This window comes from Campylobacter gracilis (assembly GCF_018374135.1).
Lineage (GTDB): Bacteria > Campylobacterota > Campylobacteria > Campylobacterales > Campylobacteraceae > Campylobacter_B > Campylobacter_B gracilis_A.
On sequence record NZ_JAHAFS010000004.1, the window covers coordinates 66,570 to 88,132 of the forward strand.

Sequence of the window (21,563 nt, forward strand, 5' to 3'; positions counted from 1 at the left end):
GCGATGATAAACGTATGCGTTTTACAGCTACCGACGCTTTCGATGAGCGAAAATCGGATTGATTACTATATGAAGGTCGCCAAAGATAACGGCGCGCGGATCGTGCTGCTGGGCGAATATGAGCTAAATTCCTTCTTTAGCGAGCTTAAAAAGATGCCCCGCTCCATCGCGTGCGAACAGAGCGAGCACAAGCAGGAGCTGATGGCGCGGCTGGCCGCCAAATACGACCTGCATATCGTAGCGCCGATAATCAGAGCCGCAAGCGGCGCGATTTTGAGGCAGGCGGGCATTTTCGGCGGCGCGGCTCAAAAAAGTGTGAGCGGCGGCGGCGAAAATTCCTTAAGCCTTAAAAGCGAGCCTAGTTGCAAGGGCGAGCTAAATTCCAAGAGCGATTTAAATTCCAACGATGGTTCAAATTCTAAAGGCGCTTTAAATTCCAAGAGCGAGCAGAGTTCCAAAGGCAGCTTAAATTCTGAAGGCGCTTTAAACTCCTGCGGTGCGCACGCTTTAAATTTCAAAGCCGTAAATTCCGCAGACGGTTTAAATTTAAGCGCTTCGATCCCGAGTAACTCGAACGCTTCAAATTTAAAAGCCGAAAGCCAAAAAGATGCGAGCGAAGAGGAGATCTTTTGCGCGAGCGAAAACGAGCCTATCTGGGTGAAATCCTGCGCGAAATTTTCGCCCTCGGAGGTGAAATTTTACGATCAAAATATCCTGATGGATTATCCGCACTGGAACGAGGAGGGCTTTTTCGCCAACCGCAAAAGCCGCAAAATCGGTAAAATTTCGCCGATGATCTTTAGCGAAGGCGGCGTGAAATTCGGCATCTGCTTCGGCTACGAGGCGCATTTTGACGTATTTTGGCGCTATTTTATGCAGAAAAACGTCGGCTGCGTGCTCGTGCCGTGCGCCTCAACCTTCGAAAGCGGCGGGCGCTGGCGCGAGCTTTTGAAGATGCGCGCGTTTACAAACTCGCTCTACGTCATCCGCGCCAACCGCATCGGCGAGGCAAAATTCGGCGAAAGCGAGTTTAAATTTTACGGCGAGAGCTTCGTCGTAACTCCCGGCGGCGAGATCGCAAACGAGCTGAAAAACGAAGAGGGCGTGCTGATGTGCGAAGTGGACGCGGACGAGATCGCTGCAGCGCGCGGGCTGTGGAAATTCCGAAAAAATCTAGTCGGCAGGGGGCTTTTATGAACTACTTTCACAGACAGATCCAGCTTTGGGGCGAGCAGACGCAGCGCGCGCTTGCGGACAAGCGCATCCTAATCATCGGCGCGGGCGGGCTTGGAAGCAGCCTTTCTTACGCTCTGGGCGCAAGCGGTATCGGGAGGATCAGCGTCGTGGATTTCGACACGGTGGCGCTTCACAACATCCACAGGCAAATTTTATTCACGCTCGCAGACGAGGGCAAATTTAAAGCGGACGTTTTTAAAAGCCGCACGGAAAGCCGCTACGACGGCGTGAGCGTGGAGGTACACAAAATCCGCGCGGAGGAATTTTTTGCTAGCGCGATAGGCGCGGGCGAGAAATTTGATCTGATTTTGGATGCGACCGATAATCTCGCCACGCGCGCGCAGATCGATGCCTTTGCTAAGCAAATAGGCGTGCCGTGGGTGTTTGCGTCGGTGGACAGCTGGCAGTGCCAAGTCTGCTTCGTGCAGAATGCGGATTTTAAATTTTTCCCGAGCCTAAACGCGACGCCTGCGGGCATAACGGCTGCGATTGTGATGTTTGCGGCAAGCTTTGAGGCAAACCTCGCTCTGCGCTACCTAGCGGGGCTTGAGGTCGAAAAAGACCTGCTTTACTATGCGAACTTTTTTGGCGGCGAGCTGGAAGTTAGGAAGATAAAATTGTAGCTTAGCGCGAAGGTTTCCGTGGATTTTACCTTGATCCAACTTACACTTAACGCCACTTTATTTTATCTTCTCTTGATTTATGTCGTGGGTGAATAAGTGCGGTGGATTTAAACTCTCTGTGCGTTTGGACAAAATTTTAATTTACGCGTCCAAGCCCATAATATAGAATTTAAAAATTTACGCCCAGATGCATTTTAGTAGCAAAGCGCGATAGAAAATTTCTAGAATTTCCCTGTTTTGGAAACGTTGCTTCTCGCTTAGTACGCTACTTTTCGCGGAATTTTAATTAGCCTCTACGACTTGTTTTGTAGCGGCGATCTTTCGCTCCGTCCATAGCACGACGTCTTTTATGACTAGCTTTTCGATAGCTTTTATGAAATTTGTGATAAAGCCATAATCTATCTCGCCGTTTTTGATCGGGATTGAAATTTCGGTCGCATTTAACAATTTTTCAAAATCTCTAACTAAACCGCCTTGATAAATTTTTTGATTTTTATTCAGCCAGACTATGAAGTATTGAGCCACTACTTGTGAAAATTTATCAAATTTTGCAAAAAGTGTTTTTGTAAATTGCCCGGCATAAAAATCTTTATCCATATAAAAAAATTGCATTCCTAGCATTCCGACCGCTAAAGAATTTCCAGCGATTTTATGCGCATCATCTAAATACTCCACATATCCAGCTATGCCGTTATTTAAAACAGTTCTTGTAAAATATGGATATTCGCCGTTATCGCAAAATTTAAAGCTATCTTTATTAAGTTGCGGATTTGACTTAACCGCAAACAGATCGCCTACCTTTACATTTTCAAATCCACCAGCTGACCTCATTTGGCTAAATTCTTCAAATTCAACCAGCGCGGCTTGCTCTTTATCGGTAAGTTTATAATCTTTAAGTCCGGTTACCGCAAGATACGCGTCGAGCTCTTCGACGCGTTCGCGCTCGAGCTCTTCGATAAATTTTTCCATAAAGGAAAAATTTATCTTGCCGCCTAACGTCGGCAAAAAGATTTCAAATTTTTCATCTCTTAATTTAGAACTAGAAAGCTGATTACCGTATCCGAATTTGCCGCGTAGAATATTTTTAATGCAACTAGAAATATAAAGCCCGGAATAACCCGTAAATTCAACTTCTTTAAAATCAAGCTCCTTGCATTTTTTAAATTTTAGCACGTGCACCTTCATTTCAACGCTGGCTAAGTATGAATGATAAAATACGTCTCCGAAAAAATTTACAGAGATAAAATTTTCGTAATGCCTAGCTTCACCGATATTCAGTGTATCATATGACCCTATCACGCCGTTATCTTCGCTTTTTGCAGAAATTCGCTTTATATCGCCGTTTATTAAAATACTAGAATTTAAAAGCGAACCCGTTTGAATATCGAAAATATCCCCTATCCGAAATTCCTCGAATTTCCCGCCATTCGCTTTAAATTCTCGCTCTAAATTTGCAATCCTTTCGCTAATTAAGCTTTGCTTGGGACTATCCTTTTTTAAAATTTGCGACACTTCCCAGCTTAGATAGTCGCTCACGGTCTTTTTAAAATCGGCTAATGTAGGCATCGAATCAATCTTTTTATGCTGATCAAAATTCCAATCCATACCACTACCGGTAATAAAATCTTCGACATAAATTTCGTCTAAATTCCATAACTGCGAGCTCACTTTTGCCGCCCTACCCGCTTTATAAATTTTAACTATATCGGCATATCTTTGCGTCGGCTCGTCTAGCTCTTGCAAAGAACGAGAAGTGCGTTTATATCCGTCATTTCTAAAATCGATAAATTTAACGGAACGCTCGAAGTCGTGCGGCTCATGCGCTTTAAAGATATAAATACTGGTTTGAACGCCGGCCACCGGTACGAAAAGATCAACGGGCATTTTTATACTCGCCAGCAAAGTGTGGGATTTTAAAATTTTCTGATTTGATTTCACGGCCTTGCCGCTACCTGCGCTATCTTGTATAATAATAGCACCAAGCCCGCTTTTTGCCATGCGATCTAGACCATAAGCGATAAAGGGCATTCCGTTCTCTTCAAAAGTAAAAGGCGGATTTAGCAAAATTCTATCGGCTTTAAAATTTGAGTAAAGCTTGTCGGGGCGATTAAATGCACTACCGTGTTCTATCCGCGCTGAGCCGTCGCCGCGCAATATCATATTAGTAGCCGCAAGCGTATACATCTCGGCATTTAATTCCACGCCTAAAAGCTGATTTCTTTTGATTTCGTCTATCTTTTTTATCGCTTTAGAGCTTCCTTTGGCGTAATTTTCGTTAGCGTTTTCTATCATGATTTGCATCGCGGAGATGAGAAAGCCGGCGCTTCCGGTAGCCAAATCCATAACGCGATTATCCTTGTCTATATCTAAAATTTCAGCCATCATTTTAGTTATATAAGGCGGAGTAAGCACGATGCCAAGCTCTTTGCCGTCACCTAAAGCATATTTTAAAAACTCGCTATACATCTCGCCCATAACATCAATATGTCCAAAACTTTCGCCTCCGGAGCCGTCTATTTTTTGAAAAATATTTCTATATAAAAACGTGAAAATTTGCTTGGTCGTGCTAGATTTTTCTTTCAACAAATATGCAACTTCTTTATCGTTCGGCTTAGTTTCATCTATCTCGTCTCGTTGCGAATTTTTCGAAATTTCATTAAAGGAGGCCAGCATTAAATTTAGCTTTTCGAGCGGAATTTTTCTATTTTTGAGAAAAGAACTTATACGATTAGTTATTAAAACGCCGTCGCGTTCGTTATCTAGCTGAGAACCTTTCAAATCATCGGGCGTCAATCCGTAGTTATTTTTTATGTCTTGCATCGAAAGCAGCATCCCTGAGACGTAAAGGACGCGCTGCGGAGCGGTGATATTGTGATTATGCATTAGCTTATTTAACTTTTTGGCGTAAATTTTAAGAATTTCGCGCGACGTAATTAAAAATCTATGCTTGTCTTCGTCGGTTAATTTGGCGTCTTTGTAAAAATTTTTAAAGCTCTTCTTATTTTCAAGAAAATCTAACGTTTTGTAATTGTCCATAAATTTAAACGTAAGTTCGCTGCTACCCCAAACGAAATACACGTAAATTTGCAGATTTTCTTCGCTATCGCCCGCGATACCGATCGCAACGGCTTCATGATATTTGCCGCTTGCGATTATAGAACGGGCATAGTGAAGCGCGCCGTTTACGGCGTAACCGGATATAGATTTGTCGTCAAATTTCATCTCGTCTTTGTCTTTGGCGACTAATTTTTTCGAGCCGAATTTATTTTCTATGATTACGGGAGTGCCATAAATCTCCAAGCTAAAATCCGGAACTCCGAAATTTTCTTTAGTTTTAGTCTTTGCCGAGCCCTTTAGCGCTTCTTTTAAATACCGCGTCATCGCTTGTTTTTCGTTAAAATCACGCGATTTTTTAAGTCCTAAATTTTTAAAAGTCGCTTTTACGTAATCATCGACATCGTTTTCATACTGCCACTTTGACATATTTTCTCCATAATATTGGTTTAAATCAAAATCGTTCAGATTATGTTATGTCTTCGCTTAAATTTGCGATAACTTTCAAGTTTGATTTTTAAATTTCAAAGGTATTAATCCATATCCTATCGCATCATAACCGAGCTCTAGTACGCTACCCGATTCTATGCTTAAAGTATATGCGCTTTATCGCCAAGCACAAATTGGATTTATTGCATCTTTTCCGCTTGCTTCCTTTAAAATTTTAGGATGAATTATAGCTTAGGTTAAATTAAATCGTAATTTTATGTAATATGACTTTTGAAATTTACGTGTAAATTTAGCTCGCAAGTGCCAAGTCTAAGCAAAACCCAAATTAAAATTTACATTAAAATTTTACCCCAAATCTTGCAACAGATCCGCCAAGCTCACGCTTGATAGGGATTTTTTAAAATCATTCTGAATGCGAGCAAAGCGCGGCGCGAGTACCGCCTCGATCTTGCCGCCCACGGGGCAGGCGCTAGGCGAGCCTTTATGCAGGCGAAACATCGCGTCCTCCTCGCTCACCGCCTCGTAAATGTCTAAAAGCGTGATGAGCCGCGCGTCGCGAGCCAGGGTGATGCCGCCCACGCCTGCGGTCGTGAGCACTAGGGCCGCATTTTTTAGCTGCGAGATCAGCTTGCGCGCGATGGCAGGGTTTATCCCCGAGCTTGCGGCGACGAAATCGCCCGTGACCTTCTCCTCGCGAAAATACGCGACGCAAAGCATGATGTGAACCGCGAGTGAAAATTTTATACCTACCTGCATTTCGCTCCTTGATTTGGATCTGAGTTTTAGAATTTAAGCGAAATTTTCCTTAAACTCGACCGCTAAATTTCAGATCGCGCTAAAATTTAATCCGCTAGGCGATTTTCTTAAAATTCTGATCTTAAATTTAATCGTGTCTAAATTTTACTCGCTAAATGATTTCCTAAAATTCGGATATTAAATTTTAATCGTTCCGAAATTTTATCCGCTAGTCGATTTTTTAAAATTTATATATTAATTTTAATCGCGCCTAAATTTTATCCGCGACATAGCGAGCCGCGCGAGCCGATACCGATAGCGCGACCATCCCCGTCTCGTCGCCGCCGCTATCGTCGCTACTACTACATTATTTTTGCCGCTGTTGTCGCCGTCGCTGCTACCATTCATTATATTTACAGCCGAACGCTATTGCTGCTTGCCATTACGCTACCATCGCTCATCATCTTTACGCCGTTTGCAGTCGCCGCGGCGCCGTTCATTATATTCTCGCTACCGCCCGCTGTATTACGGCTGGCGCTAATACCGCCACCCGTGCCGCTGCTGCCTACTGCCGCCGTTGCAGCCGCTACCGCTGTTCATTACCTCTGCTGCGGTGTCGCGAATACAATCCGCCGCTATCGCCACCGCCGCTATTATTCGAATACAATCGCTACCGATGTTCTGCAATGCAATCGCAGCCGTCATTAGCACCGCAGCGGCGTTGCCGTCACCGTTAAATTTTAAATTTTAGCTTGAGTTTGCCCCGCCGCTAAATTTTAATTTCAAGCCGTAGCTCGCTCTAGCTCTAAATTTTAATTCAAACATAGGCTCTGTCCTAGCGCTAAATTTTGATTAAAGCCCAAGTTTGCTTTGCTGCTAAATTTTAAATTTGCGCTCGAATTTCACTGCGCTAAACGATTTAAAATTTACATTAGAATTTTGCCGTGCCGCGCAGTTTAAAATTTACACGCGACAACGCCGCATTATTCGCCGACCGCCGTAAACGGCTTACCGATAAATTTTTGCGCCCTGATCTCATCTATTACGGCGAGCGCGAGGTCTGCATAGCCGATGTAGCTTTTGCCCTTGCCGTTTAGGATCAGCTCGTCGCCTCCGAGGACGTATGAGCCCGTGCGAGCGGCGTTCGCGTCGTATTCCGCGGCGGGGATCACGTAGGTCCAGATCAAATTTTTGCTCGCTTTTAGCACCTCGTAGCTCGCCGCAGTCGCCTCGGCTACGCCCATATACTCAGCCGGAAAGCTCGGGGTATCCATCAGGCGCGTCTTGCGCGAAGCGTCTGTGTATAACACACCCGCGCCGCCAATGACGAAAAGTCTCGTCTGCGTGCCGCTTAGCAGCTCCGCGATGTGCTGCGTCATTTTCGCGTGAAGCGGGAAGGTCTGCGGCGTCCATGCAGCGATCGCGCTAATGACGACGTCAAAGCCCGCCAAATCGGCCTTGCTAAGCTCGAAAACGTCCTTGTACACGAGCTTGATGGCGCCGTTTTTATACTCTTTGTTTCGCGCGAAGCCCGTTACGTCATAGCCCTGCCTTAGCGCCTCCGCAACTAGCGCGCTGCCCGATTTCCCGTTTGCTCCGATGATTGCTACCTTTTTCATTTTCTATCCTTTAAATTTAGATTTTTGTTTACTGACGCAGCCGCTTATCGCTGCTGCAAGCTAATTCACTTGCCATCGCGGCCAATGCACTCTCTCATGCGACTGTCTATCGCTGTGGCGGCCGATGCGCCCGCCACGTAGGGCGTCATTTTGCCGCGCTGCGCAGTTTAAATTTTACACCTGCGCTTTGCCGCGCGCTTGTCTTGCGAAATTTTACAGCCAGCTAGGCTTTACGTCCTCGTTTATCACGCCATCATCCATCGTGTACTGCTTCAGGCTGCCGCGTTTAGTTTGGATACAGATAAACTTCATCCCCTGCGCGCCCGCTTTGAAGCATCTTTTGCCAGCCGGATCGATGCGGATCGCGTCGCCCTCGCCCACCGCCTTTTCCTCGCCGTCAATAAAGAGCGTGCCGCCGCCTTTTAGCACCAAATAAAGCTCCTCGTTTTGCTTGTGCGAATGCACGAACGGCACGCTCGCGTTTGCTGGAAGCTCGTTGATAGAAAGCTCACAGCCGCTTAAGCCTAGTGCTTCTTTTAGCTCGACTCTCGGTTCGCTTTTCGTTGAAACGATCTTGTAGTTTGACATCTTTGTCTCCTTGGATTTTTTTGTTGTAATGTTATAACTTACAACTGATGAGCGAAGTATAGTCAAATTTTGTTGTAATGTAAAGAGTTACAGCAGAAATTTCAAAAAATTTGACGCGAAATTTAAAATCAGCTAAAATCCGCGCGATTTTAACCGAAGGATTTTTATGCAAAATAGCGCATTTAAGACGCTAACGCTCATAGCAAAGAAAAACTTTAAAAAACTGTTTTTAACGTTTAGTCTAGTTTTGGCGGAAAACGGGCTATTTCTCGTCTATCCCGTACTAGCCGGCATAGCCATAAACGCCATCGTAGCCGGCGACACGATTTTGGCGCTTAGCTACTCGGGCTTAGTGTTCGTCGGCTGGGGACTCGGCTCGATTAGGCGGCGTGTGGATACGCAGGTATTTACTAGGATATATGCAGGACTTGCCGTAAGCGTGATAATGAACGAAAAAAGAGCCGCAAAAGACGAAAGCGTCATAATCGCAAGGGCAAATTTATCTCGCGAATTCGTGGATTTTTTCGAACAGCATTTTCCCGTGTTTTTCACCTCGGTCGTCTCGATTTTCGGCTCGGCGATCATGCTTTTGTTTATCGAGTTCTACGTAGGTTTGGCCGTTTTTGCTCTGCTCGCGGTCTTTGGCATTTTGCTGCCAAAATACATCACTAAAAACGACCGCTTGTATCTAAAGCTAAACAACCAACTGGAGCGCGAAGCAGGACGCATAAGCGTAGGCGACGAATACACGCTAAATCGCCACTACGACGTACTTTCAAAGCTTCGTATCCGCATTTCAAACAGAGAGGCAATGAGTTTTTTTATCATCGGCGCGAGTGCGGCGGCGATTTTTAGCTTGGCGATATTTTTACTCTCAAGCAATCATGCAAATGCGGGTCACATCTACTCGGTGCTTACCTATCTATGGACGTTTGCGATCAGTCTTGACGACGCGCCGAGGCTAGTGGAAGAGTTTAGCAAATTAAAAGATATAGGCAAGCGCGTAAACGTCGAGTTAGAGGGAGATTTGGCTAAAATTTAATCGCTTTTTTGGGGTATAATGTACCTAAAATTTACCAAAAAACGAGGTCAAAATGCACGAAAATCACGCTCATCATGAGCATTCTCACACGTCAAATAAAACCGTTTTGAGAAATTCCTTCCTTATAATATCCGCTTTTATGCTGGTCGAGGTCGCGGGCGGCTTCGCGACAAACTCGCTCGCCCTGCTCTCGGACGCCGGGCACATGCTATCAGACGCCGCAGCGCTCGGGCTTTCGCTGTTTGCGTTTAAATTCGGCGAACGCAAAGGCAATCTGAAAAAGACCTTCGGCTACAGGCGGATCGAAATTTTAACCGCGACGATAAACGCGCTCGCCCTCGTCGCGATCGCCGTTTTGATCGTCATCGAGGCGGTGCAGCGCTTCCAAAACCCGCCCGAAGTAGCCACCGCGGGCATGCTCGCTATCAGCACGCTGGGACTTGCCGTAAACATCGTCGTGGCGCTATATATGCTGCGCGGCGGCGACGTGAGAGAAAACGTCAATATGCGCGGCGCCTATGTGCACGTACTGGGCGACGCCCTGGGCTCTGTGGGCGCGATCGCGGCGGCACTGCTGATGATGTGCTTTGGCTGGGGCTGGGCGGACGCGGCGGCTAGCGTGCTCGTGGCCGCGCTCATCGTAAAAAGTGGCTGGGGCGTGCTAAAAGACAGCCTAAACATCCTGATGGAGGGCTCGCCAAAGGGCGTGTGCCTGGACGGGCTCGTCGCGCAGATCAGGGGCGTGGACGGCGTGCTTTCGGTGCACGACCTGCACGTCTGGAGTATCACAAGCGGCGCAAACGCGCTCACGGCTCACATCGTAGTTAGCGGCGAGCCGAGCGTGCGCAAGGCGGAGCAGATCTTGCGCGAAATATCGCGCGAAATGGAGCATCTGGGCATCACGCACACGACGCTACAGCTTGAAAGCAGCGATAACGATTGCGCGGACGAGCTCATCTGTGAGGTGCGCTCAAACGACGCAAGCGGGCATTTGGGGCATCATCACTAAATTTTTGGATTTGAAATTCCGCTTAATTTAGAATTCCGCTCGGTTTAAAATTTAAAATTTGGCTTAAGTTTTAAATTTTAAATTTGCCCGCGCTGTGGAATTTTGGAATTTTAGAATTTTGAGATTTTAAATTTTAAAATTCTGTGTCTGTTATAAAATTTTAAATCCATTCGCATAGCGGAATTTTAAAATTTCGCCCCGCGGACGCCATTTCAAAATCAGGCGCCACGCGCGCAAAATTGCAAATTTTACGCAGCGGGTCGCCGTATCATTCAAAACGGCGCCTATACGCGTTTGTAGAATTTTAATTTGACGAGAGCGGCAGGCTAGCAATTTCAGCAAAATTTTGCAGAAGCTTGGAATGGTTTAAATTTAGCTAAACGCCTTTCATTTTAATAGCGCGGAAACGACACAGCGCGCGCTACATTTTTAATTTAGCCAGGTATATCGCGCCTCTAAATTTTAAAATTCCGTGCCGCGAATCGAGCTGTAAATTGAGCCATAAATTTAAACTACGCATCAAAATTTTGGCTAAATTTCACTCATTATTTGCCTGCCGATTTGAGCCTGTTAAAAGCAAATTTGCCGTATAATCTCGCGAAATTTCAGGGAGCCAAGGTGCGCAAAAACATAAAATACCTAATTTACAAGTTCCTTTTAGGCAATGTCTTTTTGGCAGTTTTTTTGATTTCATTTTACGTTGCTTCGTGGCACCTTACAATGCTCTCGGGCCTCGATGTAATAGGTTTTTTGAAGGGATATTTTTTATTTCCGGGCGATATTCGCCTGCCTTTTACGACGGCGATTCTTGAGCTATTCGCCTTTTACGTCAGCAGCAGTTTGAGCGATTTTTACGTCAAAGGCATCGATCGCAAGCTTAATATTATATTTTTCATCGCATTTGCGACGATAGGAATTTTAGCTCTTACCGCCATCATTCTTATCGCGATGTTCGGTTTTATGATATATGGTATGGATTTAGATAAAAAATTAGTAGCGATTTTATCCGCCGCGGCATTATTCATGGGCATCTGCTCAACGGTATATTTATTTCGCAAAAGCAATTACGAGCTCGGTAAATTTTTACAAATCATCAGCCGAAAAAGAAGCGGGGAGATCGATAAAAAGCTATTCCCTATCTTGCTGCTTATTATATCTGCAACTTGGTTGGGTCTTATATTTTTCGCCTCTAGATAAAGCTCAATGCCCAGTTTAAATTTCGTCCGTCTGCGCTAAATTTCATAAGTGCGAATTGTCCGCACGGCGCGACGAAATTTTAAGCACGAAATACTTTTTATCAAAATTTAAACCTATGCATTATAATTGCAGGAATTAAAAAGGACGGCAATCGGTTATGAAAAGAGATATATTAATCGCGATTTTAGGCTTACTTTGCACCTTTATAGATATTAATTACATAGGTTTTCTTATCGCATTAAATTTGATAGTAGTCTTGGTTTGCGCCGCTTTTCCTTTTATGAAAAAGAATTATATATTTTTTCTACTGCTTGTCTTAAATTTAGCTTTGTATTTGAATAATATCTACACCCCTTTTGAAAAGCCAGAGCTTTGGACTTATAGCATACCTGCGCTGGCAAATGCGACATATGTATTAGTAGCGCTAGTTTATGCTTCGGGATTTGTCGCTTTTGTCCCGCTTGCGGCATATATCTATTTTTTATACTCGCTCTGCGTTGTTGCTTGCGGCATACGTGAAAAATTTCAAAACTTACGCTAAATTTGCGATCAAAATTTTAAGCTGCTATTGCGTATAATTTCGCAGAATTTTAAGGATTGCGTATGAAAATATATTTCTACAAATTGCTTTTAGGCATCTTACTGACGGGCATATTCTCGTTCTCGCTCGGCTTTACTTTATCGCACGTAGGTATCATATCGAATGCAGTTTTTGGCGTACCGCTATCGCCCTACGCTTCTTTTAAGGCCGAGCTCGCAAAAGCTATCTTAACGATAATCTCCGCATTTTATATCGCAAATAAAATTATTAATTTTCGCATCTTGGGCATCGATTGCAAGCTAAATTTTATATTTTTTATCGCCTTTTCGACGATAGGCGTGATTATCGTTTCTTTTCTGTCTTTGTTTTTGATTTTCGGCATGATCGTATGGCAGAAATCTGATACGGCATTTGCGGCGATGTGTCTATCCCTCGGATCGATTTGGACCGCTTGGCTATTTCATATCAGTGAATACAAGCTTGGGGCTTTCTTGCAAAATTGCAGCCCTAAAAGGAAATATAATATAGATAAAGTGCTATTGTTCGTCATAATAATAGTAGTTGCGCTGATTTTTATATCGGCAGTAATATAACCTTTCATTTTAAAATTTTAAACCAGCCGTAGAATTCGTTCGCTTCTAGGTGCAGATCGCCTGCGCTGGAGATGAAAAGCGGCCGTAGCGCGGCATTTGCTCTAAAATTTCCCGCGTCCTTCATCTGCGCGCTGTAAAAAATAAGCGCGTGGCTCGCAAACTGCGCAAACTCGTCAAACGAACTCGCCCCCGCCTCTATCATCGTGATTTTCGCGTCTGCAGGCAGCGAGCGCGAGACCTCCACCTTGCGCCCTTCGACGCCAAAAAGCGGAATGCTCGCATCAAAATCCGAAAGCGCGCGACGCGAGCGGATCCAAACATCTGGCGAGTGCAGCTTTAGATTTTGCGGCGCAACGCGCGCATCTAGCGCCAGCATATCAGCACTGCGTACCAAAGCGCTAATTTCATCAAATTTAGCCGCACGCACGTCCAGTGTCGGTCTATCGGCGCGCACGGTCTGTCCGCCCACGCCTACGTAATCGCATACGCTGCGCAGCTCATGCACGAACGCGCGCTGTTTATCGCTGCCGATCCGCCCATGTACCGCGCCGTTTAGCGTGGCGTTGATTTTGATGAAGCAAAAGCCGCTCTCGCGCGCCAAATAAAACGGCTCCGCAAGCTCCGCTGCCGCGGCATGGCAAATGTCAAATTTTACCTCTATGCCCCCACGGCGTAAAATTTCCGCGCCGCCCGCAGCCTGCGCGTTCGTATCGCGCGCGCCGATTACCACGCGCGATAGCCCGAGCTCCGCCAAAAGCTCGGCACAAGACGGGGTCTTGCCGCGGTGCGCGCAGGGCTCGAGCGTGACGTAGGCGCAAGCGCCGCGCAAAAGCCCGCCGTGGCGATTTAAAATGAAATCATAGGTAAAACTCGGCTGCAAAAGCGCGCTTTTTAGGGCTTCTAAATTTTGAAATTTAACGCCGAATTTACGGGCGTATTCGCGAGCGAAATCCTGCGCGAAATTTGCGTCCAGATCGCACAGCGCGGCGAAAACGGCGTTTGCCTCGGCGTGTAAAAAGCCCACCTTTTTGTGCGCGCCTATGCCAAGAGCTCTGCCGCTCTTATCTAGAAGCACGCAGCCCACGGCGGGGTTGGGTAGCGTCAGAGCCTGATAGCGCCACGCAGCCCGCAGCGCCAAATCCATGTAAAATTCGTCGTTCATGCAAAATCCAAAATTTAAATCGTCCCGCTCCGCCGCGATTGCTTAGCCGATTTTGCGATTAAGCCGCGTTGCAAATAGTTACCGGGGTGCGATCGCAATGTGCGTGCTGCAAAACTCGCAGAGGCAGTATTTGTCGTGGGCGGTAAAATCTAAATTTACGACAAAGTGTAAAATTTAAAATTCCACTTTGCAGTAAAAGGTTTGAAATTTTACTGCGCCAAAACAGCACGTAAATTTTAAATTTAGCCGCTTTCAGACGCGACGTGAAATTCTAAAGCAACGCGCAATCGTCACGCAAAACTTATCTTTTAGTGGTGCAGCGTGAAACTTCAAAGCACCGCTCGGTGGCGTGAAAAATTACTTTTAGCGGCGCGAGAGATCAAGAGCGGCTAAGAACAGCTAGGAGCTGTAAATTTCAAAAGCGATTTTAAAATTTAAACCTCAAAATTCCAAGCTAAAATTTCAAACCAGCAAATCTCGCGCGGCAAATTTTAAAGCCTAATTCGCAAAATTTCAAAGCTGCGCGCAGAGCTTTAAAATCCGCGCCGCTACCACTGCACGTAGGTTCGCGCCTTTTTGATCTCGTCAAGTCGCACGCTCACCTCGCCGCCGTCCGTGCGCAGTATAAGCACGCCGCCTTCGCAGTCGAGCACCTCGCCGCTTAGCTTCTGCCCGTCCGTGCGGCTTAGGCGCACCAGCTCGCCCACGGAGTTTGCGAGATGCTGCGGCTTGCTTAGCTTGCGCTCAAGCCCGGGCGAGCCGACCTCCAGCGTCCATTCGCCCTCAAGCGGCGGCTCCACGTCGTAAATCGGCGAAAGCAGCCGTGATAGCCGCTCGCAGTCGTCTAGGCCCACGCCGCCCGCTTTCGTGATACTGATGCGATAGATCGTTTTGCCGTTTTCGCTCACCGTCTCCACGTCGTAAAGCCGCACGCCGCACTCGCGCGCCAAAGCCTCTAAATCAACCATTTTTGCGCAGCTCCTCCTCTATTTTGTCAAAAAGATCGTCCATTTTGTTTTGATACTCCAAGCGGTCGTCAAATTTGAAGTGAAACGCGGGGCAACGGTACCAGCCCTCCGCCTCGGCGCAGAAGTTTTGCAAATATCTCGCCACGCGGCCGAGCTTTTCGAGCACGAATTTCTGCTCGCGCTCGTCGAAGGCGTTTTTATCCAGATACACAAACGCGTCGTAGCGCCCGCGCTTGCACTCCACGTCGGTGACGCACAGCCCGCGCAAAAGCTCGTCCTCAAGGCTCGCGAGCGCTTCGGGGATGAGCTGCTTTAGCACGCTTTGCGTGCGCAGTCTTCTGAGTTCGGTCGGATTCATCTTTACCTCGCTATCTTAAATCGCCGCAGATTGCGCGGCGATGGAATTTTATTTTGCGTCTTGCGATGACGGAATTTTATTGCTTTGTCGCAGCGGAGCGTCCGTCTTGCGGCGGCGCGAAATTTTATTGCGTTGCCATAAAATTTATCTTACGTCCGTCTTGCGGCGACATAGAATTTTATCTCGCATCCATCTTATGGCGACGCGGAATTCTATCTCGCTTTGGCACGGCGGAATATCCGTTCTGCGGCGACGCGGTCTGTTTAAATTTGACGCGGCTTGCGATGCGCCGGAGCGCCCATTTAAATTCTAAGCGGTTTGCTGCGCGCAGGTATTGCAAGCGACTGCGCCTTTTAAAATTTCGCTTTCGCTTTTAAATTTTAAAAGCTGTGAGCTTGACTTTGAAATTTTGCTCTTAAATTTAACTCGCGCGCTTTGCGATTAAATTTTAAATGCAAATCGCGCGAGAAATACATGGCTCGAGTACGGAAGCTCATCACATAGCCGTATCGCCACTGCAGAAATACTACCGCGCTAAAGCGTGGTGCTACTCTATGCCGTATTCTGCTCACCACGGCGCGTTATATTCGCTGCCGCGCTGCCCGTCTTGGCGGCGCAATAATACAGCGCGGGCGGCACCCTCTTTGCGCTACGCTCGCTTACTGCGTCGCTATTTACGATATCCGCTGCCGTCTTTTGGCAGCGTCGCAATGACACCGCACGCCGTTGCGGCCTTATTTTGCGCCGCCTGCACCGCGCTATTCTCCGCGTCGCCGTTTTGTCACACACTGCGTCGCTGTGAAATTTATCTTAAATTTAAAAGCGCTTCGATACCGCGCGAAATCTAAATTTTGCCGCTTTAAAATTTCAACTTTGCGATTAAATTTAAAATTTAAGTCGCACGGAAAATCTGCTATCAGCAAACGGCGTAAATTTAAAATTTGATCGCAAAGCCGCGCCGCAAAAAGTCTAAACATTAAAATTTCAAAACTGACGCTATGCAGCAAAGCCTCGCGCAGAAACCGACAAAATTTAAAGCTTTGCTCGCGCGCTCCGCCGCTAAATTTAAAAGGCGAAATTTCACGCCCAAATTTTACGAGCATAAAATTTCAAAGCGCAATTGAGGCTTAAAATTTAGCTGCAAGCCGTGCAAACGAAGCGAATGCTCACGCGGAATTCCGCGAGCATTAGTCGATCGTAGCCTGCTCCTCTTTTTGCTTATAGCTTTCGATAAAATCGCCCACGCGCATATCGTCGTAGCCCTCGATGCCCACGCCGCACTCGAAGCCCTTGGCGACTTCCTTGGCGTCGTCTTTGAAGCGCTTGAGCGAGCTGACATTACCCTCGAAAACGATGACGCCCTCTCTGATGACGCGGATCTTCGCGCCGCGAGCGATAAGCCCGTCGGTAACCATGCAGCCAGCGATCTGCCCGATCTTAGGCACGTTGATAACCTGCCTGATCTCGGCTTGACCCAAGGCCTCCTCGCTGATGATCGGGCTCATAAGACCGCCCAAAAGCGCCTTGATATCGTCGATTAGATTGTAGATGACGTTGTAGGTCTTAATCTGCGCGCCGCGCTCCTTGGCAAGCTCTTTGATCTCACCCGTAGGACGGACGTTGAAGCCCAAGATCACGCAGTTTTCGCTGGCGCTTGCTAAGGCGATGTCGTTTTGCGTGATACCGCCGATGCCGCTGTGGATGATATCGACCTTGACTTCGTCGTTGCGGAGCTTTTCAAGGCTTGCTTTGATAGCCTCCAGCGAGCCCGCAACATCGGCCTTTACGATCACGGGTAGGCTTTTTAGCGAGCCTTCGGCGATCTTGGCGCTTAACTCGTCGATAGTGACCTTGGTCGATTTGCTAAGCTCTTTTTGGCGCTGATGCTCGTAAATTTTACTCGCGTACTCGCGCGCTTCCTTATCGCTTGAAACGCCGATCAACGTCTCGCCGGCGCCCGGAACCTCGCTAAGGCCTATGATGACGCCGCATTCGCCCGGTAAAATTTGCTTTAGCGCCCTGCCTTTATCGTCGCTAAGTGCGCGCACCTTACCGTACGCGATGCCCGCTACGACGGTGTCTCCGACGTGCAGGGTGCCGTTTTGCACGATGACAGTAGCAACGGCACCACGCCCTTTTTGAAGGGAGCTTTCGATGATGGTTGCTTTAGCCTGCTTGCTAGGATCTGCTTTGAGCTCCAAAAGATCGGCTTGTAAAAGCACGATCTCTAATAAATTTTCGATTCCTTCGCCCGTCTTTGCGGAGATTGGCACAAACTCGTAGCTGCCGCCCCACTCGGTAGGCATGATGTCAAGCTCTGCAAGCCCCGTTTTTACGAGATCGGGATTGGCGTTAGGCTTGTCCATCTTATTTATCGCGATGATGATCGGCACGTTTGCCGCCTTGGCGTGCGCTATAGCCTCCTTAGTCTGAGGCTTGACGCCGTCGTCTGCCGCCACTACGATGATTACGATATCGGTAACCTCGGCTCCGCGCGCGCGCATCGAAGTAAAGGCCTCATGACCCGGAGTGTCGATGAAAGTAATTTTTCTGCCGTTTTTCTCGACCATATACGCGCCTACGTGCTGCGTGATGCCGCCCGCTTCGCCGCTTGCTACGCGAGAGTTTCGGATATAATCAAGCAGGCTCGTTTTACCGTGATCGACATGCCCCATAATGGTGATAACCGGCGCTCTAGCGATTAAATTTTCTTCGCCTTCGCTGTCCTCGTAGGCCTTGATGTAATCAAACTCCTGCGCCTCATCGATGATATTTACTTCGATACCGAATTCGCTTGCTAAAATTTCTATCGCGTCCTCGTCTAAAAAGTCGTTTTTCGTCGTCATCATTCCAAGCGCAAATAACTTGCCGATGATCTCGCTAGGCTGCTTTTTGATCTTATCGGCGAACTCATAGACGCGGATCTCTTTTGGGATATTTACAGAGCTTACGATTTCGCTACCCTGCTCGCGAGGGGCTTTTTTATGCTTTTTGCGACCGCCGCGACTTATGCCGCCCTCACTGCTAAAAATTTGATTCTGCGAGGCGCGATAAATATTAGGTTGGTTTTTACTTTTGGTGCGGTTTTCGGTTTGGATCGGTTTGACGGTGAAATCGGGCATTACCACGACGTCCTCGTCCTCAATGACGATATCCGCCATCTCGTGATCAGGAATGATGTCAATTTTAAGGGCGTCCTCTTTTTTAGCGGCGGGAGCTTTTTTCTTTTCGATCTTTTTCTTTTTCAAATTTAGTTCAGCGTTTGAAAAGATCGCCTCTAGGCTCGCACTTATCTTTTCGCGCCTAGGCTCGGTTCTATCTTGTGCCGCCGGAGCTTGAACTTCCTTTTTCTTTTTGACGATGACTAGACCGCGGCGCTTTTGCAAGCTCTCGCTAGCGATACTATCGCCGCTGTTTATCTGCACCGGAGCAGGCTTTGAAGCGGTGTTTTGCTTCTCCTCTTTCTCCTGCGCGGCGGAGGAAATTTCTTCTTTTTGATTTTGAGATTTTTCGGTTTTTACCCCAGGCTCTTGCGTACGCGCTTTTTCATCGCTAGGCTCTTTGGCGCTCTGCGCAGACTCTTTGGATCCGGAAGCTTTTAAGCTTTCCGCCTTTTTAGGACTCTCTTTTTTAGCGGTTTTTTTAGTTTCGCTCTGTTTTTTAGCGGGCTTATTCTCGTCTTCTTGCGCTTTTTCAGAGCTTTTCTTTGCGGGCTTTGACTTTTTCCCCGGCAAAATTCCCGTCTGAATATAATCGTAAATAGCGGCAGCTTCTTCCTCGCTTACTTTATTCGACGCGGTTTTTACCCTCTTAAAGCCCATCTCCTGCGCTTTTTCGATTATCTCTTTGCTTGCGTATCCAAGCTCGTCCGCGATATCTTTAATCAGAACACCCATTTAAAACCCTCTCCTTGATATGTCCCAAATCTGCACTAGACGCAAATTTAGATAGATATTTTGAAATTTTCTCTTTTTGATTTATGCAACCGTCGCAAATATAAAATTGTCTGTTTGAGCTTATATTTTTAAAATTTTGCAAAAAGGCGTGGAGCTCGCGCTTGGCGAAGCGCCCCTTGCAAATAACGCACATCCTAATCGGTTCGCTCATGCGATTATATCTTTATTTTTCTTAGTCAATATTAAAGCCGCCGTTGTCGATCTCTAAAATTTCGACGCGGAAGTTTTTAAAATTTTCGCTAAGGCAGGCTTTAAGCTTTGCGGCGTCGGATCTGTAGGCTAAATTTAAAAAGCTTGAGCCGCTGCCGGAGAGCGAGCTCATAAGCGCGCCGTTATCATAGGCGATCTCTCGCACCTTAAAAAGCTGCGGAAGCACGCCCATGCGCATCTGCTCGTGCATCTTATCGATACAGGCGTAGCGCAAGCTGTCGTAGTCGCGTCGCATAAAGCAAGCACTCAGAAACGCCGCGTGCGAGAGGTTGCTAACGCAATCTTTGATCGAAAAGCTCTTAGGCAGCTTGCCGCGAGATTCGTTCGTAGGCATCGGCGTATCGGGGATAACGACGACAGCTTGCAGATCTTGCGAAATTTCGCATTTTTGCGTGCGAACCGTCTTGCCGTCCACGACGCTACTGACAAAGCCGCCGAGCGTTGCTGGCGCGATATTATCCGGGTGGTTTTCATATTCCAGCGCCATGTTTAAAATTTTAGCGCGATCGATCTCAAAACCGCAAATTTTATAAGCGCTTGCGATGGCGCCTACGATCACGGCCGAGCTGCTGCCCAGCCCGCGCGAAAACGGGATGTTATTGTGAAAAGCAAATTTAAAATTTATCTCTTGCCCGCCGCCTAGTTTTCTGTAAATTTCATTGAAAATATTCAAAAAAGCGTTGCCCTTCTTAAGCCACGCTCTGTCGCTACCCTCGCCGCTAAGCGATACGCAAAAAAACTTCTGCTCGATAATCTCTACTTCGTTAAATAGCCCTAGGCTAAGGCCGAGCGCGTCGAAACCGGGGCCTAAATTTGCGCTCGTCGCAGGAATTCTTATAATCAAGCTCTCTCCTAAACCGCTTCTATGATGTAATTTGGAAGTATATCATCGCTTTTATTTAAAACCGATAAATCCTGCGGCAAAGATAGCACGGCGGGGGCGCATTTTTTCATTTTGATTTCTCCGTTCTCATAAACGTAGCTGAAGTTTTTATTTGCTCTGATCGGTCCGAAGCCGCTTAGCTCAAAGCCGCTGATTGCGTATAGCGGCACATCAAGAGCGATGCTAAGCGTGCGCAATATCACGTAGCTTACCTTCATACCCATGAAGCTGCCGGGAGTATTTGCGTAGATGAGCTCTTTGATTTTATAAGTTTTTAGAATTTCTCTAAATTTGCAGATCAGAAATTTATCGGCTTTTTCGCCTTCAACGCTTGCAAATTCCGCTATCTTGGCGCCGTTTTCATACACACCGAGCAGGCACGGAGCGCTAAGAGCAGCGATTAGAATTTCAACCTCTTTAATTTTTGCAGCCTTAAGCAAAGACTTTTTGATATTCGCGCACAACCTCGGCGGTAAGATCTACTAGCTCAAAATTTTTCGCATCGGCCAAAACCGCCAAAGTGAGCTTATGATTTAGATCGTGGCTTCCCGCAAATGCCGTATAATCACCCAAAATCGGAGCGCCAACGAGCGCAAGATCGCCGATTGCATCTAAAATTTTATGGCGGACAAACTCATTTTCAAAGCGCAATCCCTCCGGATTTAAAATTTTATTCTCATCGATTACGACGGCGTTTTCTAAACTACCGCCTAGAGCTAGACCCATGGAACGTAGCGCCTGTACGTCTTTCAAAAAACCAAAAGTTCTGGCGCGCGAAATTTCTTTAAGATAGGCTTTTTTGCTAAATTCAAAAACATGGTGCTGAGTACCGATGAGCGGATGGCTAAATTTAATTGTATAATCAAATTTCGGGCTCTTGCTAGGACTTAGCCGTACGAGCTTATCTCCCTCGCGAATCTCCACGGCTCGCTTGATGATGAGGGCTTTTTTATTCGCGTCGAGCTCTCTTACTCCCGCTTCGTCCAAAAGCATACAAAAGCTCGCGGAGCTTCCGTCCATTACAGGAATTTCGTTGGCATCGACGATGATACGGATATTATCGATACCGTAGGCATTAATGGCGCTCATTAGATGCTCTATCGTTGATATATAGCCCTTCTCATTTCCTACGACGGTTGCCATCTGCGTATTTATGACGTTTTCCGGCTCGGCTTTAAAACTAATGCCAAGATCACTTCTATAAAATACGATTCCACTGCCCGCCTCTAAAGGCTCTAACGTAAGTCTGATAGGCTCACCTTTGTGCAGCCCGATGCCGACGTTATGGACTTTCTTAGCTATCGTTGTCTGTCTCATTTCTATCCTCGTTTTCATTAAC

Annotated in this window: 20 protein-coding genes and 1 pseudogene; 8 read left to right on the plus strand and 13 right to left on the minus strand. The window is 46.8% G+C overall.

Translation table 11 applies throughout. The features are described 5' to 3' along the window. Positions 1–3 precede the first annotated feature (3 nt). From KH703_RS10020 to KH703_RS02870, 3 genes and pseudogenes are all read left to right on the plus strand, one after another. Positions 4–252, plus strand: a pseudogene (locus KH703_RS10020) (carbon-nitrogen hydrolase family protein); the annotation flags it as partial. A gap of 438 nt (positions 253–690) precedes the next feature. Continuing rightward, entirely contained in the window at positions 691–1,197 is a 507-nt protein-coding gene (locus tag KH703_RS10025) for a carbon-nitrogen hydrolase family protein (protein WP_369692720.1), read from the plus strand. Further along, complete coding sequence (locus KH703_RS02870; protein ID WP_304293968.1) at positions 1,194–1,859, plus strand: ThiF family adenylyltransferase; 666 nt, start codon at positions 1,194–1,196, stop codon at positions 1,857–1,859. The genes KH703_RS10025 and KH703_RS02870 overlap by 4 nt, the downstream gene beginning before the upstream one ends. Positions 1,860–2,141: 282 nt before the next feature. Here the strand turns inward: KH703_RS02870 and KH703_RS10030 are convergent, their stop codons facing one another. The 4 genes from KH703_RS10030 to KH703_RS02895 all read right to left on the minus strand — a co-directional run bounded on the left by KH703_RS10030 (position 2,142) and on the right by KH703_RS02895 (position 8,305). Beyond that, positions 2,142–5,342 (minus strand): N-6 DNA methylase, encoded by a 3,201-nt coding sequence (locus KH703_RS10030; protein WP_369692719.1) that lies wholly within the window; start codon positions 5,340–5,342, stop codon positions 2,142–2,144. A 366-nt stretch (positions 5,343–5,708) separates the two neighbouring features. Continuing rightward, a complete protein-coding gene (locus KH703_RS02885; protein ID WP_304293969.1) occupies positions 5,709–6,119 on the minus strand; it encodes an Rrf2 family transcriptional regulator in 411 nt (136 codons plus the stop codon). 962 nt (positions 6,120–7,081) lie between these two features. Continuing rightward, positions 7,082–7,717 carry an NAD(P)-dependent oxidoreductase gene (locus KH703_RS02890; RefSeq protein WP_304293970.1) on the minus strand — a complete coding sequence of 212 codons (636 nt, stop codon included), beginning with the start codon at positions 7,715–7,717 and terminating at the stop codon, positions 7,082–7,084. Between the two features lie 213 nt (positions 7,718–7,930). Then, positions 7,931–8,305: a cupin domain-containing protein gene (locus KH703_RS02895; RefSeq protein ID WP_304293972.1), complete on the minus strand. Its 375-nt coding sequence runs from the start codon at positions 8,303–8,305 to the stop codon at positions 7,931–7,933. 166 nt (positions 8,306–8,471) lie between these two features. Between KH703_RS02895 and KH703_RS02900 the strand changes: the two genes are divergently transcribed. The 5 genes from KH703_RS02900 (at position 8,472) to KH703_RS02920 (ending at position 12,687) form a co-directional block, all read left to right on the plus strand. Next, a complete protein-coding gene (locus tag KH703_RS02900; protein WP_304293974.1) occupies positions 8,472–9,347 on the plus strand; it encodes an ABC transporter six-transmembrane domain-containing protein in 876 nt (291 codons plus the stop codon). A gap of 52 nt (positions 9,348–9,399) precedes the next feature. After that, on the plus strand, positions 9,400–10,356 hold the full coding sequence (locus KH703_RS02905) for a cation diffusion facilitator family transporter (protein WP_304293976.1): 957 nt from the start codon (positions 9,400–9,402) through the stop codon (positions 10,354–10,356). A gap of 840 nt (positions 10,357–11,196) precedes the next feature. Next, positions 11,197–11,553, plus strand: a complete 357-nt coding sequence (locus tag KH703_RS02910; protein ID WP_304293977.1) for a hypothetical protein — start codon at positions 11,197–11,199, stop codon at positions 11,551–11,553. Between the two features lie 157 nt (positions 11,554–11,710). Continuing rightward, on the plus strand, positions 11,711–12,094 hold the full coding sequence (locus tag KH703_RS02915; protein ID WP_304293979.1) for a transporter: 384 nt from the start codon (positions 11,711–11,713) through the stop codon (positions 12,092–12,094). Positions 12,095–12,156: 62 nt separating this feature from the next. Then, positions 12,157–12,687: a hypothetical protein gene (locus KH703_RS02920; protein ID WP_304293981.1), complete on the plus strand. Its 531-nt coding sequence runs from the start codon at positions 12,157–12,159 to the stop codon at positions 12,685–12,687. Positions 12,688–12,691: 4 nt separating this feature from the next. Here the strand turns inward: KH703_RS02920 and ribD are convergent, their stop codons facing one another. From ribD to lpxC, 9 genes are all read right to left on the minus strand, one after another. Continuing rightward, the gene (gene ribD, locus KH703_RS02925; RefSeq protein WP_304293983.1) at positions 12,692–13,849 is read right to left on the minus strand and encodes a bifunctional diaminohydroxyphosphoribosylaminopyrimidine deaminase/5-amino-6-(5-phosphoribosylamino)uracil reductase RibD; all 1,158 of its coding nucleotides are present in this window, start codon (positions 13,847–13,849) and stop codon (positions 12,692–12,694) included. 548 nt (positions 13,850–14,397) lie between these two features. After that, positions 14,398–14,817 (minus strand): ribosome maturation factor RimP, encoded by a 420-nt coding sequence (locus KH703_RS02930; RefSeq protein ID WP_304293985.1) that lies wholly within the window; start codon positions 14,815–14,817, stop codon positions 14,398–14,400. Further along, positions 14,810–15,175 (minus strand): 30S ribosome-binding factor RbfA, encoded by a 366-nt coding sequence (gene rbfA / locus KH703_RS02935; protein WP_304293987.1) that lies wholly within the window; start codon positions 15,173–15,175, stop codon positions 14,810–14,812. The genes KH703_RS02930 and rbfA overlap by 8 nt, the downstream gene beginning before the upstream one ends. Positions 15,176–15,727: 552 nt before the next feature. Further along, on the minus strand, positions 15,728–15,892 hold the full coding sequence (locus KH703_RS02940; RefSeq protein ID WP_304293989.1) for a hypothetical protein: 165 nt from the start codon (positions 15,890–15,892) through the stop codon (positions 15,728–15,730). Between the two features lie 470 nt (positions 15,893–16,362). After that, a complete protein-coding gene (gene infB / locus KH703_RS02945) occupies positions 16,363–19,071 on the minus strand; it encodes a translation initiation factor IF-2 (RefSeq protein ID WP_304293991.1) in 2,709 nt (902 codons plus the stop codon). Further along, entirely contained in the window at positions 19,055–19,282 is a 228-nt protein-coding gene (locus tag KH703_RS02950) for a hypothetical protein (RefSeq protein ID WP_040304108.1), read from the minus strand. Before KH703_RS02950 ends, infB begins: the two co-directional genes overlap by 17 nt. 21 nt (positions 19,283–19,303) lie before the next feature. Next, positions 19,304–20,185, minus strand: a complete 882-nt coding sequence (thrB, locus tag KH703_RS02955) for a homoserine kinase (protein WP_304293994.1) — start codon at positions 20,183–20,185, stop codon at positions 19,304–19,306. A gap of 8 nt (positions 20,186–20,193) precedes the next feature. Then, on the minus strand, positions 20,194–20,664 hold the full coding sequence (locus KH703_RS02960; protein ID WP_304293996.1) for a glycoprotease: 471 nt from the start codon (positions 20,662–20,664) through the stop codon (positions 20,194–20,196). After that, on the minus strand, positions 20,657–21,541 hold the full coding sequence (lpxC, locus tag KH703_RS02965; protein ID WP_304293997.1) for a UDP-3-O-acyl-N-acetylglucosamine deacetylase: 885 nt from the start codon (positions 21,539–21,541) through the stop codon (positions 20,657–20,659). The genes KH703_RS02960 and lpxC overlap by 8 nt, the downstream gene beginning before the upstream one ends. Between the last annotated feature and the right edge of the window lie 22 nt (positions 21,542–21,563).